Annotated in this window: 11 protein-coding genes and 2 pseudogenes; 6 read left to right on the forward strand and 7 right to left on the reverse strand. The window is 41.5% G+C overall.

Features of this window, described 5'->3' with window-relative positions:
- Window positions 1-60: 60 nt before the first annotated feature.
- From lolD to aroG, 3 genes are all read left to right on the forward strand, one after another.
- Window positions 61-747, forward strand: coding sequence for a lipoprotein-releasing ABC transporter ATP-binding protein LolD (gene lolD, locus FEE42_RS01235; protein WP_059365246.1), 687 nt, complete (start codon window positions 61-63; stop codon window positions 745-747).
- On the forward strand, window positions 744-1,994 hold the full coding sequence (gene lolE, locus FEE42_RS01240) for a lipoprotein-releasing ABC transporter permease subunit LolE (protein ID WP_164027507.1): 1,251 nt from the start codon (window positions 744-746) through the stop codon (window positions 1,992-1,994). The genes lolD and lolE overlap by 4 nt, the downstream gene beginning before the upstream one ends.
- Before the next feature lie 110 nt (window positions 1,995-2,104).
- Window positions 2,105-3,190, forward strand: coding sequence for a 3-deoxy-7-phosphoheptulonate synthase AroG (gene aroG / locus FEE42_RS01245; RefSeq protein ID WP_164027508.1), 1,086 nt, complete (start codon window positions 2,105-2,107; stop codon window positions 3,188-3,190).
- Window positions 3,191-3,237: 47 nt separating this feature from the next.
- Here aroG and FEE42_RS13005 read toward each other — a convergent pair.
- Both FEE42_RS13005 and FEE42_RS12735 read right to left on the reverse strand, forming a co-directional pair.
- Window positions 3,238-4,175 (reverse strand): annotated as a pseudogene (locus tag FEE42_RS13005) (DUF3387 domain-containing protein).
- Window positions 4,100-4,324, reverse strand: a pseudogene (locus FEE42_RS12735) (type I restriction-modification system subunit M N-terminal domain-containing protein); the annotation flags it as partial. The pseudogenes FEE42_RS12735 and FEE42_RS13005, both read right to left, overlap by 76 nt.
- A 325-nt stretch (window positions 4,325-4,649) precedes the next feature.
- Here FEE42_RS12735 and pyrD point away from each other — a divergent pair.
- Together pyrD and rnm are read left to right on the forward strand one after the other, a co-directional pair.
- Window positions 4,650-5,669 carry a quinone-dependent dihydroorotate dehydrogenase gene (gene pyrD / locus FEE42_RS01260; protein ID WP_164027511.1) on the forward strand — a complete coding sequence of 340 codons (1,020 nt, stop codon included), beginning with the start codon at window positions 4,650-4,652 and terminating at the stop codon, window positions 5,667-5,669.
- Window positions 5,669-6,493, forward strand: a complete 825-nt coding sequence (rnm, locus tag FEE42_RS01265; RefSeq protein ID WP_164027512.1) for an RNase RNM — start codon at window positions 5,669-5,671, stop codon at window positions 6,491-6,493. The genes pyrD and rnm overlap by 1 nt, the downstream gene beginning before the upstream one ends.
- A 172-nt stretch (window positions 6,494-6,665) precedes the next feature.
- Here the strand turns inward: rnm and FEE42_RS01270 are convergent, their stop codons facing one another.
- The 4 genes from FEE42_RS01270 to FEE42_RS01285 all read right to left on the reverse strand — a co-directional run bounded on the left by FEE42_RS01270 (window position 6,666) and on the right by FEE42_RS01285 (window position 11,913).
- On the reverse strand, window positions 6,666-7,295 hold the full coding sequence (locus FEE42_RS01270; RefSeq protein ID WP_164027513.1) for a histidine phosphatase family protein: 630 nt from the start codon (window positions 7,293-7,295) through the stop codon (window positions 6,666-6,668).
- Between the two features lie 55 nt (window positions 7,296-7,350).
- The gene (gene tdeA / locus FEE42_RS01275) at window positions 7,351-8,718 is read right to left on the reverse strand and encodes a toxin/drug exporter TdeA (RefSeq protein ID WP_164027514.1); all 1,368 of its coding nucleotides are present in this window, start codon (window positions 8,716-8,718) and stop codon (window positions 7,351-7,353) included.
- A 70-nt stretch (window positions 8,719-8,788) separates the two neighbouring features.
- A complete protein-coding gene (locus FEE42_RS01280) occupies window positions 8,789-10,720 on the reverse strand; it encodes a MacB family efflux pump subunit (RefSeq protein WP_164027515.1) in 1,932 nt (643 codons plus the stop codon).
- A 17-nt stretch (window positions 10,721-10,737) separates the two neighbouring features.
- Window positions 10,738-11,913 carry an efflux RND transporter periplasmic adaptor subunit gene (locus FEE42_RS01285; protein WP_164027516.1) on the reverse strand — a complete coding sequence of 392 codons (1,176 nt, stop codon included), beginning with the start codon at window positions 11,911-11,913 and terminating at the stop codon, window positions 10,738-10,740.
- Window positions 11,914-12,157: 244 nt separating this feature from the next.
- On the opposite strand from FEE42_RS01285, the gene glnS reads away from it, so the two are divergent.
- Window positions 12,158-13,831: a glutamine--tRNA ligase gene (gene glnS, locus FEE42_RS01290; protein WP_164027517.1), complete on the forward strand. Its 1,674-nt coding sequence runs from the start codon at window positions 12,158-12,160 to the stop codon at window positions 13,829-13,831.
- Window positions 13,832-14,008: 177 nt separating this feature from the next.
- On the opposite strand, the gene FEE42_RS01295 is transcribed toward glnS, so the two are convergent.
- Window positions 14,009-15,196 carry an NRAMP family divalent metal transporter gene (locus FEE42_RS01295; protein WP_164027518.1) on the reverse strand — a complete coding sequence of 396 codons (1,188 nt, stop codon included), beginning with the start codon at window positions 15,194-15,196 and terminating at the stop codon, window positions 14,009-14,011.
- Window positions 15,197-15,199 lie beyond the last annotated feature (3 nt).

A 15,199-nucleotide genomic window follows, 5' to 3' on the forward strand; every position in this document is an offset into this window, starting at 1 on the left:
ATTATCGTCACTTATCTAAATTTAATCTATCTTAATTGTAGTTCAAACTATGAGTAAAAAATGAATCAGTATTTATTAGAATGTAAAGATATTAACAAATTCTATCAAGAAGGTGATAACCAAACACAAGTACTAAAAGGTGTGTCTTTTGCCATGAAACCTAATGAATTGGTTGCGATTGTGGGCAGTTCCGGTTCCGGAAAAAGTACACTTTTACACACGTTGGGGGGATTAGATCAGCCAAGTAGTGGGGAAGTCTTTATTAAAGGGCAATCACTGCAAAAAGCCTCTGAATCGGAATTGGCAAAGTTGCGTAATCAGAATCTAGGCTTTGTGTACCAATTTCATCACTTAATGGCGGATTTCTCAGCCCTTGAGAATGTGATGATGCCGATGTTGATTGGTCGGCAAAATAAAACGGAAGCGAAAGATCGGGCGGAAAAAATGCTCGGTGCGGTGGGGCTAAGCCATCGAATTTCTCATCGTCCCTCTGCGCTTTCCGGTGGAGAACGCCAACGTGTTGCGATAGCCCGTGCTTTAGTCAATAACCCGTCTTTAGTGCTTGCCGATGAGCCGACCGGAAATTTGGATCATAAAACGACAGAAAGTATTTTTGAGTTGATTCAAACCTTAAACCAAGAACAACAAATCGCTTTTTTGTTGGTTACTCATGATATGGCATTGGCGAAAAAATTATCCCGTTGTCTTACTATGCAAGATGGCGTGTTGAGGGAAGGAACACAATGAACACCCCTTTCTTTATCAGTTGGCGTTACCAGCTTGGCAAGCAAAAAAATCCCTTAGTATCGCTTATTTCAAAATTTTCATCTATTGGCATTGCCCTTGGTGTGGCCGTGTTAATTGTGGGATTGAGTGCGATGAACGGTTTTGAACGCGAGTTGAATCAGCGAATTCTCGCTGTTGTACCTCATGCCGAGATTGTGATTAATCCTTATGGTGATGAACAGACCATTAACCAATGGCAACATCTCGCCACCCGTTTAAAAACAAATGAAAAAATTACTGCACTTTCTCCTTTTGTCAGTTTTACCGCATTGGTTGAGAATGGGAGTAAACTCAAAGTAGTGCAGGTAAAAGGGGTTGATAAAAATGCAGAAGATAAAGTCAGCTCTTTGGGGAAATTTGTCGAAGGTGAGGGCTGGCAGAAATTTGGAAAAGAGGGCGGGTTAGTTCTCGGTTCAGGCATTGCCAAGGCGCTTGATGTACAAGTCGGTGATTGGGTTTCTTTGTTGGTTTCACAACAAAATAATGAGGAGCAATTATCTCAACCTCACCGTGAACGCGTGCAAATTAGCGGTATTTTACGTTTAGACGGACAATTGGATCACAGTTATGCGTTGTTGGCATTGCCACAGGCACAAGAATTGCTAGGTTATCAGGCAGATCAAATTACCGGTTTAGCGATTAAAGTTGATGATCCTTTTAAGGTTCAAGAGGTGGATTATTCAACATTACGGGATTACCCACAGTTGCTCTATGTGCAAAATTGGATTGTTAAATTCGGTTATATGTATCGCGATATTCAGCTTATTCGCACCGTAATGTATATTGCGATGGTATTAGTGATCGGTGTAGCGTGTTTCAATATAGTGTCCACCTTGATTATGGCGGTAAAAGATAAGCAAGGCGACATTGCGATTATGCGTACACTTGGTGCAAATAACGGTTTTATTAAACGTATTTTCGTCTGGTACGGCTTGCAAGCTGGGATGAAATGGTGTTTAATAGGGATCGTTCTTGGCGTGATATTGGCGTTGAATTTAACCTCGCTTATTCAAAGCCTAGAATATTTACTCGGAAAGAAATTGCTGTCGGACGGCATTTATTTTATTGATTTTCTTCCTAGCGAGCTTCATTGGCAAGATGTTTTGTTAGTTTTAGTTGCTGCGTTAGTTTTAAGCCTCTTGGCAAGCCTTTATCCGGCAAGTCGGGCTGCCAAACTTCAACCGGCTCGGGTATTGAGCAGCCAGTAAACAGAACTGTTAATTTTTTTGCTGTGAACTAGTTTACTAGTACAAGAAATAAGTGTAGAGTATTTGCAATTTTTAAACACAACATTTTTACAATTATAAGAGAGTGATGTATGACAAAAGAAAAAATTGAAATCATCGTAGCAAATGATGATACACGTATCGAAAAAGTCGATCAGGTTTTACCTCCAATCGCCTTATTAGAAAAATTTCCGGCAAGTGAAGAAGCTGCCGCATTAGTTAAACAAACCCGTCAAGAGGCACATAATATTATTCATGGTAAAGATGATCGATTATTAGTGATTATCGGCCCGTGTTCCATTCATGATCCCAAAGCGGCACTTGAATATGCCAATCGCTTAAAACCTTTACGCGAAAAATATAAAGACAGCCTAGAAATTATTATGCGTGTTTACTTTGAGAAACCGCGTACCACAGTAGGTTGGAAAGGTCTGATTAACGATCCTTACTTAAATGATACTTATCGTTTGAACGACGGTTTACGAATTGCTCGTAAATTACTCTCTGATATTAATAATCTTGGTGTTCCGTCAGCCGGCGAATTTTTAGATATGATTACACCACAATATGTTGCGGATTTTATGAGCTGGGGGGCAATCGGTGCACGAACAACCGAATCACAGGTTCACCGTGAGCTGGCTTCAGGTTTATCATGTGCCGTCGGCTTCAAAAATGCAACGAATAGCGGCGTAAAAGTGGCATTGGATGCAATTGGGGCAGCCGAAGCACCGCATAATTTCTTGTCTGTAACAAAATTTGGTCATTCTGCTATCGTTTCGACGAAAGGAAACGAAGATTGTCATATCATTCTACGTGGTGGAGATAAAGGCACAAATTACAGTGCGGAAGACGTAGCAAAAGTTTGTGCCGATATTGAAAAATCCGGTCGCATTCCGCATGTTATGGTGGATTTCAGTCATGCCAATAGTAGCAAGCAATTTAAAAAGCAAATGGAAGTTTGTGAGGATGTAAGTAAACAAATTGCCGGCGGTTCAAAACAGGTTTTTGGAGTGATGGTAGAAAGTCACTTAGTTGAAGGTCGCCAAGATTTAGTCAATGGTAAAGTTGCTACTTACGGGCAGAGCATTACGGATGCTTGTATCGGTTGGGAAGATACGGAAATCTTGCTCAAACAGTTATCCGATGCCGTGATTGCCCGTCGCAAACTCAAGGCATAATTTTAGTTTTATTGCAGTGATAGGGGCGTATTTTGCGCCCCTTTGTTTTATTCGGTTGTTAATTCTTCTGCAATTTCTTCCGCTTGTTCTAACACACGAGCGATAGCCTCCGGCTCTAGATCTGGCGGATATTTGTAGCGTTTTAGCGTACGGCGGACGAGAGTGCGCATTTTGGCACGCACCGCTTCTTTATACTGCCAATCAATCGTGGCGGATTGACGTAGTTGGGCGGTAATCTCTTTAGCTAACGCTTTTAATGCCTCATCGCCCAAGCCTTCTATGGCGCTATTGTTTTTCACCAACTCATCATAAAAGGCGATTTCCGCAGTGGAAAGCCCTAATTTTTCGCCTCGTGCTAAGCGTTCGACAAAATCTTTGCCTAAGCGGATAAGTTCCTCCAACACTTCAAGCACTAATAGGCTTTGATTATGGTATTTCGTCAAAGCCTCTTTGAGCCGTTGCTCAAAGTCTTTTTGGGCAGTGATATTATTGGCGGCTTTATCCCGAATTTGTTGGGCAAGGTAACGTTCTATTGCCATTAGCCATAGGTTTTTGGTTTGGCGTTTTTCACCATTTCCAAAAATTCGTCCGAGAGCAAATTCAAATTCGGACGATCTCGGTTGAGCAGTTCAAGCAAATTCACCGTGCCTTGCGCTTCCACCGCTTGATCGAGCAGTTTCACCAGTTTTAATTGGCGATCTTCGGCATTACAAGCGGTCGGATTATCTTCTTTTTTGGTAATAATGGCACGCACACCGTCAAAAAATGCCAATTCCCGCCGATAGGTTTGTGCTTCCGGTAATGTCCCGCAGAGTTGAAAGCCCTTTTTCGCCGAACTGACCGCCCGTAGGTACGCATTTTTGCGTGGGGTTGGGGTTTTCTTTTCGCTCTCGCTCGGCTCGCCGTCTGGAAGATAAAGCCTAAAACGATATGTTTGTAGTTGGCGGCCTCCAGTTGCTGACGGAGGCGGTCTGCAGCAGACCAAAGTTTTTGATCTAAATTATTAAGAAAGGCTTGCTGTGTTAGCGCATTATTGTCACAATCTTGGTGACTTCTGACTTCTGACTTCTGACTTCTGACTTCTGACTTCTGACTTCTGACTTCTGCATAAAATTTGTCCTTTGTAAAGTGGATATATGAATATTTTTGAAAAAAGTGCGGTTATTTTATATAAAAGTTGAAGCGCGAACAATTTGATTTTAAAGGTTTCAATGGGCTTTTTTTGATTTTACATTTCATTGCACATCAGTCCTTTTCCTCGTAGAATACACGGGTTTTTTCAATATTATGTCGTAAATACACAAACATTGATTTATGAGTGTAGGGGCTTGTAGAGTGTCCTACGGAATAAATGAAGTTAAGATTGTGCAGTAGCGACATAATACCGCTTATATCTTCAAAGTGCGGTTGATTTTGACCGCACTTTTTTACAGTCAACTATCCTGAGAGATAAACGAGTATGTATAAATTATTCCGTCAGTGCATTTTCCAAATGGATGCGGAGAATGCCCATAATTTCACCCTTCAATGTTTAAAACTTGCCGGTCATCCGTTGTTGCAACCGATATTGAAATCTATCATTAGTACGCCGAAAGGCACGGAGAAAACCGTCATGGGCGTGCGTTTTCCAAATCCCATCGGCTTGGCAGCCGGAGCGGATAAAAATGGCGAGGCGATGGATGGTTTTGGCGCATTAGGATTCGGCTTTGTGGAAGTGGGAACGGTTACCCCCCTTGCGCAAGATGGCAATGCTAAGCCACGTCAGTTTCGTTTGGTTGAAGCGGAAGGCATTATTAATCGCAATGGTTTTAACAATAACGGCATTGATTATTTGATCGAAAATGTTAAGCAGACGCGTTATCGCGGTGTGATTGGCATTAATATTGGTAAAAATAAACAAACTCCATTGGAACACGGTAAAGATGATTATATTTTTTGTTTGAACAAAGCCTATAACTATGCCGGTTATATTACGGTGAATATTTCATCACCGAATACGCCAGATTTGCGCCAATTGCAATATGGCGATTATTTTGATGATTTGTTGCAAAGCATTAAGGCGCGTCAGGCGGTTTTGGCGGAGCAATATAATAAATATGTGCCGATAGCAGTAAAAATTGCACCGGATTTATCGGAGGCGGAGTTGGTTCAAATAGCCGATACTTTGCTTCGTCATAAAATGGATGGTGTGATTGCCACTAATACCACTATTTCCCGTGATAATGTCGTTGGCTTGAAAAATGCCGATCAGCAGGGGGGATTAAGTGGAAAGCCGTTGCAACAAAAAAGTACGGCGATGATTAAGCGATTACACCAAGAATTGAAAGGGCAGATCCCTATTATTGGCTGCGGCGGCATTGACGGCGTGCCAAATGCGCAAGAAAAAATGGAGGCGGGCGCAGAATTGTTGCAAGTGTATTCGGGGCTGATTTATCACGGCCCGAAATTGGTAAAAGCATTGGTTGAAGCAATAAAATAATGGCAAAGATATATGATTTACACTGTCACAGCACGGCATCCGACGGTGTATTAAGTCCGACCGAAGTGGTGCAACGGGCGGCGGAACAAGGTGTGAATGTTCTTGCATTGTGTGATCATGATACAGTTGATGGTATTGATGAGGCCAAAATCGCAGCAGAGACGGTGGACATTGAATTAATTAACGGGGTGGAGATTTCGACAAATTGGCAAGGGCGAGGTATTCATATTGTTGGGCTTAATTTTGATAAAACTCATCCCAAAATGACCGCACTTTTAGCAGAGCAAAAAAATTTACGTGAAAAAAGAGCGGTCAGTATTGGCGAGAAATTGGGAAAAGCAGGAATTCCTAATGCCTATGAGGGTGCAAAAGCCTTAGCAAATGGGGAAGTAACCCGCGCCCATTATGCCCGTTATTTGGTACAAATCGGCAAAGTATCAAACGATGGGCAAGCTTTCAAACGCTATCTGGGGCAAGGCAAATCCGCTTTTGTTAAAGCAGAATGGGTTGATATTCCTACCGCCATTGAAACGATTCATGCTGCAGGTGGCGTTGCGGTGATTGCTCACCCTTTACGTTATAACTTGACGGGCAAATGGATTCGAAAATTAATGGCAGATTTCAAAGTGTGGAGTGGTGATGCAATGGAAATTTCCGGCTACGGACAAACCAAAGATCAACGCCAAATGCTTGCACGTTGGGCGAATGAGTTTGGCTTGCTCGGTTCGGTGGGATCGGATTTCCATTTTCCTTGTGGCTGGGTGGAACTAGGGAGAAATTTGGATTTGCCGGATGGCGTGAGTACGGTTTGGGAACGGTTTTAGTTTTTAGACATTATGCCGAAAACTTGGAGGGACGCCACGCTGGCGTCTTTTTTTAATATATTGAATTGCTTGGCTTTCATAACGGACACCAGCGTGGTGTCCCTACAGAATAAACGAAATTCAAATGCAACTCGGCATAATCGCGAAAATAAGGTGAAAATTGACCGCTCTTTTATATCAAATGCTCCGTATCATTCACTTTTTCAACGGTAAAGCCTTTTTCGCTATCATAATGCACGATACTGATCGCTGTGTTGAGTAAAGAAACGGATTGTCCTGCTTGACGGTGATTTTGCCAAGTCGCACCGCCAAGTAGAGCGATGAGTAAGCGTAGTGTATGGCCGTGAGAAACGACTAAAATATTGCCTTTATCATGGATTTGAATGATGTCTTGTATCGCTTTCATTGCCCGCTCCGCGAGTTGTTGGTAGGTTTCGCCGCCGTTTGTTTCGGCTTTGTAATTTGCCGGATCGCTGATCATTTGTTTAAATTCGGTCTGCTCACGCAAAGGTTCAACCGATTGCCCTTCCCATTTTCCAAAATATTGTTCGTTTAAACCTTTATGTTGGAAAAGCGGAATATTGCGTTTGCCAATAATCTGTTCTGCCGTGTCAATCGTGCGTTTTAGCATGCTGGAATAAGCCGCTGCAAAAGGAATCTGTTGTAATGCGGCGCCGGCTTGTTGTGCGCCTAAAATGCCTTGTTCTGTGAGGGGGGAATCGCCATGTCCTTGCATTAAACCCTGTTCGTTCCAAACAGTTCTGCCGTGGCGGATGAAGTAAAAAGTCAATTGTTTTTTCATTTTCATTAAACCGAGTTAAAAAATAAGGAAGCCGAAACTTCCTTATGGAGAATAATTAACGGGAGTAATAACCCGCCATTGAGCTATATACGGCATTTTCTGCCTGAATTACGTTATATTTCGCTTGTAAAATGGAAAGTTGTGACGCTTTTTCAGTGTTTGCTGCGTTCAACCATTCACGTAATTCCGATACGCCGGCATTATAACGATTGCGATAGTATTGGGTGATACGTTTATTGTAATTGAACGTTTTTTGTTGGTTCGCAAAAGCACTTTGTGCTTGTGTAAAGGCAAAGTAGTTGGTATCTACATCGTTTAACGCGGTCGTAATGCTTTGCTCGTAATTTAAACGTGCGGTTTCATAATCGGCTTCAGAGATTTTCACATTCCATTTTACGGTATTCCAGCTTAGGAAAGGTAAACTGATGCCGATAGTACCTCCGGCAATCGGGCTGTGAAGAGCATTGCCTACTTTGTTACCGGTTGAGGTTAAACTTCCTCCCAAAGTAATTTCAGGAAACCACCCTTTTTCTGTCGCTTTGGCATTTTTAAATGCGCTGCTTAAGCGATATTGATTGCCCTTGATATCAGGACGATTAGCGATCACAGAAACCGGCACATTCAAATTCACCCCCACATTTTTCACATTAAGAATATGTGGGAAATTGATATTTAAAGCCTCTTCCGGTTTTAAATTAAGCAAATTGCGTAAAGTTCGCTCTGCTGTTTTACGTTGGGTTTGGTAAGTAATCAAATTATTACGTGCGGTTAAAACCGATTGTTGGGCTTGATCGACACTTGCGGCATCGGCAACACCTTGGTTTAGACGACGCTGCATAATGTTGCTAATGTCATTGTAATATTTGATGCTTTCTTCTGTGGTCGTGATGGCATCGTTTAAATAGGCAATTTGATAATAGGTTGTTACAACAGAGTTGATTAAAGACAATTTTGTTGCTTCTAGATCTTGTGCCGTGGCTTTATGTGTCCATTCTGCGGCATCGGCGGAATCTGCTAAACGACGCCATAAATCGAGGGTATAAGCCACGTTTAATGATCCGCGGTGTGAAATGGTTGAGCTTGCGGAGGTATCAATTCGGCGTTGCGCGCCTGATGAGGTCGAGCCGCTAAATGTCGGCACTAAATTCGCACCGACCAAATTCGCATTATAAAGCGCACGATTAACCGCAACGGCTGCTTTGGCAAGATCTTTATTATTTAATAGCGCTTGTTCTACTACTCGGTTAAGTTGGGCATCATTGTAAAGTGCCCACCAGTTTTCTTTGACATTAAACTGTTTGGTGATTTCTTCGTATTTTTGATAGTCTGCTTGGCTGGCTTGATAAGAATCGCCAATATTGGCACAACCGCTAAGCGTTGCTGCCATCACGATGGCAAGTGTGAGTGTTTTCATTTTTAACATTGTTTTTCCTTGATTAAAATCGTTAAAAAAGTGCGGTTGATTTTAACCGCATTTTAGGGTTTTACAAAATCTATTCGCGGGCGAGGGCAGTAATCGGATTTAGCTGTGCCGCTCGTTTTGCCGGCATATAGCCAAACACTACGCCAATCAGTGATGAAAACAAGACGGCTGTAATGATTGAAGCGCTTGAAAATGCCATAGTAAAGTCATTCATAAATAAATTGAATAGCAAACCAATTAAACCGGAGAGCAAAATACCGGTTAGTCCGCCGATTAAACAAATGAGCACGGCTTCAATTAAGAATTGTTGCAAAATATTGTGCTGACGGGCGCCAATTGCCATACGCACACCGATTTCTTTGGTGCGTTCAGTAACTGAAACCAACATGATATTCATCACCCCTATGCCACCTACAATGAGGGAAATAAAAGCAATGGAGGAGATCAATAATTTCATTGTGCCGGTTGTGCTTTCAATAGTTTGTTTAATGGTATCGCTATTCATCACAAAAAAATCTTTTTTACCGTGGCGTATGGTCAGTAGCTCGGTGATACTTTTTTCTGCTACCGTGGAATTGATATCATCGGCAATTTTCACGGTGATAGAACCGATTTTTTTACTGCCAGAAATTTTATTCATCACTGTGCTGTAAGGTGCGTAAATAGTCAGAGAACTACTTGCGCCACCCATTTGTCTGTCGGAAACCACTCCAATGATGCGCAGTGGGCGTTTATTAAATATCACCACTTTGCCTAGTGGCGATTCATTCGGAAAAATGGATTTTTTTGCACTTTCGTCAATTAAGGCGACCTGATTATTTTCCTTCACATCTTCAATGGAAAATAAACTACCTTGCTTCAGGGTTAATCCCTCCACATCAAAATATTGTTCTCCGACACCTCTTAGACTAGTAGAGGAGAAGGTTTGATTGCCATATACCAATATCCCGCTAGATGAACTATTGGGGGTGACGCTTTGCACATAGCTTTGTTTACTCAGGGCATCGGCATCGTTAATGGTGAGGTTTTGCATTTGTTCCGCACGGCGATCGCCAAAGCCTGTTCCATTGAAAATCGTCATGGTGCTAGTGCCGATACCTTTAATGTTTTCAAGAATTTTTTGTTGTGAACCGTTTCCCAGTGCCACTACGGAAACCACGGAGGTAATGCCGATGATGATCCCTAGCATGGTGAGTAAAGAACGCATTTTATGTGCCACAATCGCACTGACGGACATCCTAAAAGCCTCAATGAGCTGATCTTTGCTAAAGCCAAAGTGCGGTTTCATTTTGCTTTGATTTTTAACCGCACTTTTAATCGGTTCTTTTTGTGAATCGGCAATAATTTCGCCGTCTTTCAGTTCAATGATTCGGTTTGCACTGGCGGCGATATCTCGGTCGTGAGTGACCATAATAATGGTATGCCCTTCGTGATGAAGCTGACGCAGGATTTCCATCACATTCTGTCCACTGTGGGAATCCAATGCACCGGTGGGTTCATCGGCAAGAATAATTTCACCGCCATTCATTAAGGCACGGGCAATACTCACACGTTGTTGCTGACCGCCGGAAAGTTGGTTGGGTTTATTTTGCCATTTATCGCCTAGTCTCAATTTTTCGAGTAATTGTTTTGCTCGATCAAGACGTTGAGTTTGAGGGATACCGGCATAAATGGCGGGTAGAGCTACATTTTCCGCGGCGGTAAGGCTGGAAAGTAAATTATAACGTTGAAAAATAAAACCGAATTTTTGGCTTCGTAAATCGGAAAGTTGATCAGGCGAAAGTTGGTGGGTTTCTTTACCGTCAATTTTATAAGAGCCATTGGTTGCTGTATCTAAGCAACCAATGATATTCATTAGTGTGGATTTTCCCGAACCGGATTGCCCGATAATCGCCACAAAATCGCCTTTCTCAATATTAAAGGAAATATTTTTGAGAATATGGACACGATTTTCGCCTTCGCCAAAGTAGCGGTTTAGCTGATTAATTTCAATAATATTCATCAAATTTCTACCGCACTTTAGAACATTCTCGGGCCACGGTTGCTATTGCCAACTTGTTCGCCGGCAGCCACTTGTGACACGATGACATTTTCGCCTTCCGTTAAACCGGATTTAATTTCTGTTTGGAAATCATTTTGTACACCGATTACCACTTCACGTCTTTCAGGTTGATTTTTCTCATTGAGCACTTTAACAAAGGTTTTCCCTTCTTTCTTTTGAATTGCCATATTGGAAACTAACAAAACATTTTGTGCATCGGCAATTTTGATATTATTTTCTGTTGTCATACCAATGCGTAAAGTGCGGTCAGGATTATCGACGATGAGATTGGCGTAATAATAAACCGCTGTTGTCGTACTTGAGGAACTTGAACTGCTTGAGGACGTGGAGGTATTGTCACTTTTTGTGGTAGTTGCCGGATCAACAGAGGAAATCACGCCATGGTAATAGGTGTTGGGATCAGACAAAATCGTAAAACTTACCTTTTGTCCGGCTTTGACTTTGGTAATGTCGCCTTCTGAAATTTCAGGTTTCACCAACATTCTGCTGAGATCAGCGACCGTGACGATGGTTGGGGTGGTTTGTGCAGAATTGACGGTTTGTCCTTCGGAAATCGGCGTTGAAATAATTGTGCCGTCAATAGGAGAGGTAATTTGTGTATAGCCGACATTGGTTTCTGCCGTGTTCACTTCAATTTCCGCTTGTTTAATGGATTCTTTTAGGGCATTTACTTCTGATTTTGCCGTGTCAAAGGTATTTTTTGCATTGTTCAAATCATCAAGAGACGCCGCTTTTTGTCCATATAGTTTTGAATAACGGGAATAAGCGGATTGCGCGACGCTAAGTGCGGTTTCTTTTGCCTTTAATTGTGCTTGATAACTGGCAAGGGCAGCTTTTTTGGTATTAAGATTATTAATTTGTGTAGTGGAGTCAATATCTGCAATCAAGTCGCCTTTTTTCACTTCTTGTCCGAGAGTGACGTAAAGTTTAGTGATTTTACCAGAAACTTGGGCACCCACATCTACTTCATTGATACTACTGATAGATCCTGATGCAACAACAGTTTTTTCAACGTTACCACGAATGACTTTTTCGGTGAGGTAGGCGGCTTGTTGATGATGGCTATACGAAAAAAAGTAATAGGCAAATCCGCCTAAAATTAATAAACCGAGTACAACTAAAATTTTCTTCATTGATCGTAAATTCCAAATAATGAACGTTTGTTCAGCTTGCGCATTTTAATGATAAATCTCGTGTTTTGCACGAAAAATTTGGGTGATGAGACAAAGTCTCTTTCAAAAAGTTTGTCTTGGTGGTGAATTTTTACATGACAAAATTAGCTGAAAATTAGGAAGCAAACGCTTAATTTCTCATATCTCGCTTTTTTCTTATAAAACATATAGAATAGCCGATTATTTTTTCTATTACGAGAAAGCTATGAGTAATACAGAACATACCTTAGAAAATTCGGAAGATACACGTTCGCATAACTTCATTACCCAAATTATTGATGAAGATTTGGCAAGCGGTAAACATAACGAGGTTTATACTCGTTTTCCACCTGAACCCAACGGTTATTTACATATTGGGCATGCAAAATCAATTTGTCTAAATTTTGGCATTGCGAAAGATTATAACGGTTTATGCAATTTACGCTTTGACGATACCAACCCTTTGAAAGAAGATGTGGAATATGTGGATTCCATCAAAGAAGATGTGGAATGGTTGGGTTTCAAATGGGCGGGCGAAGTGCATTATGCCTCGGATTATTTTGACGCACTCTATAATTATGCCATTGAATTAATCAAAAAAGGTTTGGCTTATGTGGACGAACTCTCGCCGGAAGAAATGCGTGAATATCGTGGCACTTTAACAGAGGCGGGTAAAAACAGTCCTTATCGTGATCGTAGTGTAGAAGAAAACTTGGCTTTATTTGAAAAAATGAAAAATGGTGAGTTTGCCGAAGGAAAAGCCAGTTTACGGGCAAAAATTGATATGGCTTCGCCTTTTATGGTCATGCGTGATCCGGTACTTTATCGGATTAAATTTGCCAAGCACCATCAAACCGGTGATAAATGGTGTATTTACCCGATGTACGATTTCACTCATTGTATCTCCGATGCGATTGAGCGTATCACTCATTCATTATGTACATTGGAGTTCCAAGATAACCGCCGTTTATACGACTGGGTATTGGATAATATTTCCATTGAACGTCCTTTACCGCACCAATATGAATTTTCACGTTTAAATTTGGAAGGTACATTAACTTCTAAGCGGAAATTATTGAAATTGGTAACAGATGGCATTGTTGATGGTTGGAATGATCCGCGTATGCCAACCATTTCAGGTTTACGTCGCCGTGGTTATACGCCGGCATCAATTCGTGAATTTTGTCGCCGTATTGGTGTCACCAAACAAGATAATGTGGTGGAATATAGTGCATTAGAAGCCTGCATTCGTGATGATCTCAACCAAAATGCTTGCCGTGCAATGGCAGTGATTGATCCGGTGAAAATAGTCATTGAAAATTTTGAAGGTGAAGAAATGTTGACGGCACCAAATCACCCAAATCGTCAGGAATTAGGCGAACGTCAATTACCTTTCACCAAAGAAATTTATATTGATCGTGCGGATTTTCGTGAAGAAGCCAATAAGCAATACAAACGTCTCGTACTTGGCAAAGAAGTGCGTTTGCGTAATGCTTATGTGATTAAAGCGGAACGTGTGGAAAAAGACGCAAATGGTGAAATTACCACAATTTTTTGTAGCTATGATCCGGATACGTTAGGCAAAAATCCGGCAGATGGTCGTAAGGTGAAAGGGGTGATTCATTGGGTGTCGGCGGTATATAATCATCCAGCAGAATTCCGTTTATATGACCGTTTGTTCACCGTATCAAATCCGGGAGCGGAAGAAGATATTTGTTCGGTCGCCAATCCAAATTCCCTTGTGGTAAAACACGGTGTAGTGGAACAAAGTCTTGGTAATGCAGAAGCGGAAAAAGGTTATCAATTTGAACGCGAGGGTTATTTTTGCGCGGACAGCAAAGATAGCCACCCGGAACATTTGGTGTTTAACCTTACTGTTAGCTTAAAAGAAAGTTTTTAATTTTTATCATTGTAAGAGCGGTCAAAAACAATCGTGATTTTGACCGCTCTTTTTTTCAATTATCTAGGATCTATGGACGTTTTGCTCTTCGGTGTTGTCGGCAAAATTGTTATAGATCTTATTTATATATCCTCTTAGCCGAAAACACTTAACGTGGAGCGAGTTAAATAAAGCTCTCTAAGCCAATAAATTACCGATATATTTCACAAGCGTTATCATGCTTAATATTGCCATGGAAATAACAACGATAGCACCTGAAATAGTCATCCAAATAGGGTGCTTATAATCACCAATAATTTTAGTGTTATAGGCGGCGAGCAAAATGAGACCGAGAGAAATCGGTAAAATTAAACCGTTTAATGTGCCGACAAAGACTAATACTTGGGCAGGACGACCAATAGTTGCAAGCACCGCAGTCGAGATAACAATAAAAGCCACTATCCAACAATTCTTATGTTTTTCTATTTTAGGTGAAAAACTGGTAATGAAAGAAACGGAAGTGTAAGCTGCACCGATAACGGAGGTAATTGAAGCCGCCCAGATGACAATACCGAAAATCATTAATCCGATATTACCGGCTGCGTATGAAAATGGGCTCGCGGCAGGGTTTTTAGGATCGAGAGTAATGCCTTGTGAGACGACGCCTAAAACGGCTAAAAACAATACAATTCTCATTATGGAAGAAATGAGAATTGCTGATACTGAGCTTTTGCTGACCTCTTTTAGAGAGCTTTTGCCTTTAATACCGGCATCTAATAAACGGTGAGCCCCCGCAAAAGTGATATAACCGCCCACAGTTCCGCCTACAAGGGTAACAATAGAGATGACATCTAATTTCTCCGGTACGAAAGTTCTGAATACGGCTTCTCCAACAGGAGGGTTGGTTTGGGCGGCGACATAAATAGTTAAGGCAATCATTACGAATCCCATTATTTGAGCAAAACGATCCATTGCTTTACCGGCTTCTTTTACAAGAAATATGCATACGGCAATTGATCCGCTGATTATCGCCCCTATTTCAGGTGACACACCTGTGAGAATATTTAAGCCCAATCCTGCGCCTCCAACATTTCCGATGTTGAAAGCCAATCCTCCCATAACAATAAGTAATGAAAGAAAATATCCTGTGCCGGGTAAAATAGCATTCGCAATATCTTGGGCTTTTTTTTCTGAAACGGTGATAATTCTCCAAATGTTTAATTGAGCTCCAATATCAAGCAAGATAGAGAGTAAAATCACAAAGCCAAAGCTGGCGAGTAAAGATTGGGTAAAGGTTGCGGTTTGGGTGAGAAAACCCGGGCCGATAGCTGATGTTGCCATTAAAAATGCCGCTCCGAGTAGGGCGCTACGGTTATTATTTGCCATATT

This window comes from Rodentibacter caecimuris (genome assembly GCF_010587025.1).
In the GTDB taxonomy this organism is placed as follows: Bacteria; Pseudomonadota; Gammaproteobacteria; order Enterobacterales; family Pasteurellaceae; genus Rodentibacter; species Rodentibacter caecimuris.

What these genes read in the sequence shown, in the direction of transcription:
- FEE42_RS01280 (WP_164027515.1), bottom strand. Translation starts at nt 10,720, where the DNA reads ATGAATATTATTGAAATTAATCAGCTAAACCGCTACTTTGGCGAAGGC.
- FEE42_RS01270 (WP_164027513.1), bottom strand. Translation starts at nt 7,295, where the DNA reads ATGAAAAAACAATTGACTTTTTACTTCATCCGCCACGGCAGAACTGTT.
- pyrD (WP_164027511.1), top strand. Translation starts at nt 4,650, where the DNA reads ATGTATAAATTATTCCGTCAGTGCATTTTCCAAATGGATGCGGAGAAT.
- rnm (WP_164027512.1), top strand. Translation starts at nt 5,669, where the DNA reads ATGGCAAAGATATATGATTTACACTGTCACAGCACGGCATCCGACGGT.
- lolE (WP_164027507.1), top strand. Translation starts at nt 744, where the DNA reads ATGAACACCCCTTTCTTTATCAGTTGGCGTTACCAGCTTGGCAAGCAA.
- glnS (WP_164027517.1), top strand. Translation starts at nt 12,158, where the DNA reads ATGAGTAATACAGAACATACCTTAGAAAATTCGGAAGATACACGTTCG.
- FEE42_RS01295 (WP_164027518.1), bottom strand. Translation starts at nt 15,196, where the DNA reads ATGGCAAATAATAACCGTAGCGCCCTACTCGGAGCGGCATTTTTAATG.
- FEE42_RS01285 (WP_164027516.1), bottom strand. Translation starts at nt 11,913, where the DNA reads ATGAAGAAAATTTTAGTTGTACTCGGTTTATTAATTTTAGGCGGATTT.
- tdeA (WP_164027514.1), bottom strand. Translation starts at nt 8,718, where the DNA reads ATGTTAAAAATGAAAACACTCACACTTGCCATCGTGATGGCAGCAACG.
- lolD (WP_059365246.1), top strand. Translation starts at nt 61, where the DNA reads ATGAATCAGTATTTATTAGAATGTAAAGATATTAACAAATTCTATCAA.
- aroG (WP_164027508.1), top strand. Translation starts at nt 2,105, where the DNA reads ATGACAAAAGAAAAAATTGAAATCATCGTAGCAAATGATGATACACGT.